The sequence below is a fragment of the Okeania sp. SIO2B9 genome (assembly GCF_010672505.1).
Taxonomy (GTDB): domain Bacteria; phylum Cyanobacteriota; class Cyanobacteriia; order Cyanobacteriales; family Microcoleaceae; genus Okeania; species Okeania hirsuta.
On record NZ_JAAHGK010001545.1, the window covers coordinates 1 to 1,551 of the forward strand.

2 protein-coding genes are annotated in these 1,551 nt (G+C 37.1%); both read right to left on the minus strand.

Annotation, left to right across the window (positions count from 1 at the left end):
* Nucleotides 1-742: phytanoyl-CoA dioxygenase family protein (locus F6K13_RS32455; RefSeq protein WP_287289811.1), on the minus strand; the 742-nt coding region annotated here is incomplete at its 3' end.
* 41 nt (nt 743-783) lie between these two features.
* Nucleotides 784-1,551, minus strand: a 768-nt coding sequence (locus F6K13_RS32460) for a hypothetical protein (protein ID WP_287289813.1), incomplete at its 5' end; no start/stop codon positions are given.

A 1,551-nucleotide genomic window follows, 5' to 3' on the forward strand; every position in this document is an offset into this window, starting at 1 on the left:
TATAGTGACGGTGGTGCAGACCTTCTCTTTTATATGGTTCATTCCAGACTGCATTGTGGTGACAAATTAAATTGATTCGAGGTTTATCTGTATAGTTACCTTCTGAAGCATGGATAGTATTAGAATTAAACCAGAGAGCATCTCCCGCTTCCATTTCACAATGTACTACTTCTAACCGTTCTAAAATTTTTTCCATTCTTTCGAGGTTACATAGGCGAGCGTCTCCAACGTAACTTGTATCTATTCGACCCATTAAGTGAGATTTTTTGATTACTTGAACACAACCATTTTCTCTCGTATTCGCAGTAACCGCAATAAAACAAGCTGATAAATCAGGAAATAAACATCCTTCTGTATATACTCCGCCATAAATTTGATGCCATCCGAAATGGCCTTTACTTTTGGGAAGTTTTTGTACCAGTTTTGAATGCCAATGATAGCATTCTCCTCCTAATAGGGTCTCTGAACCATCAACCACTCTTGCTAAACGAGGAATCACTCCTAGCAAGGAATCTCCTAACTCGGTCCAGTGAGCTATCCTACTAATATTGCCTTGAGCATCGGCAAATTCTGTTTCTTGTCCGCGTATTCCTGGATCGTTTTCACAGGCAATTCTTATAGGTTCAATTTCTTCTACTTCAAAGAAACCTGGAATAATCACAAATCCATCTTCGTTATATTTGGCTATCTGCTCTGGTGTTAAGGGGCGGGTTGTTTTAACTTCCTGTGGTATTAATGTCATCTGTAGATAACTCCTTTCTTAATTGATATTTACTCAATGGGTTAGATATGTTTTTTTCCATCTCCACTATCTGTAGGGAATTTTTGATTCAGAAAGAAATCCTTTACTTGTCCAGAAGAACGAATTAACTGTATTGTTCCATCACTATAAGCAACTTCTGCCGGATAATTATGTAGAGCAAAATTGGTCAAACTATGATTAAATCCATAAGCTCCACAATTATAGATTACCAAGCGATCGCCTATTTCTATATCTTCTGGCAGCATCACATCCTCCACCATAATATCTAAAGGTGTTGGCAGTTTTCCTCCCAGAGTAGCTTTCTGAGTATAGTTGCCATTTCTTCCTAGCACTTCCATATATTTGCTTGCTGGTTTCATAGACAGTCTTAAGAGTTGATGGACACCCCCATCCAAAATGATAAATTTTTGCCCTAGAGACTCTTTAATATCAACCACCTCTGTTATATAACACCCGGCCTCTCCTACCATATAACGCCCAATTTCTACAATACAATGATACCGATAAGGATTATTCTCAAAAATTACCTGCAACTGCTGGCCAAAAGACTCCATATCAAATTCAGGATCGATACTATTATAAGGTATACCAATTCCACCACCAAAATCTAACAGAGAAATACGATAACCTTGGTCATTAATTCTGTTAGCTATACTAATAGTATTTGTCCAAGAACTTAGTAATTGGTTATAGTCTAGGACATTACTTTCAGTAAAGATATGAATACCTTTTAAGTTAAGATTTTCCAAAGAGTCTATCACTGCAATTTCTTTTATAGCTCGATCTTC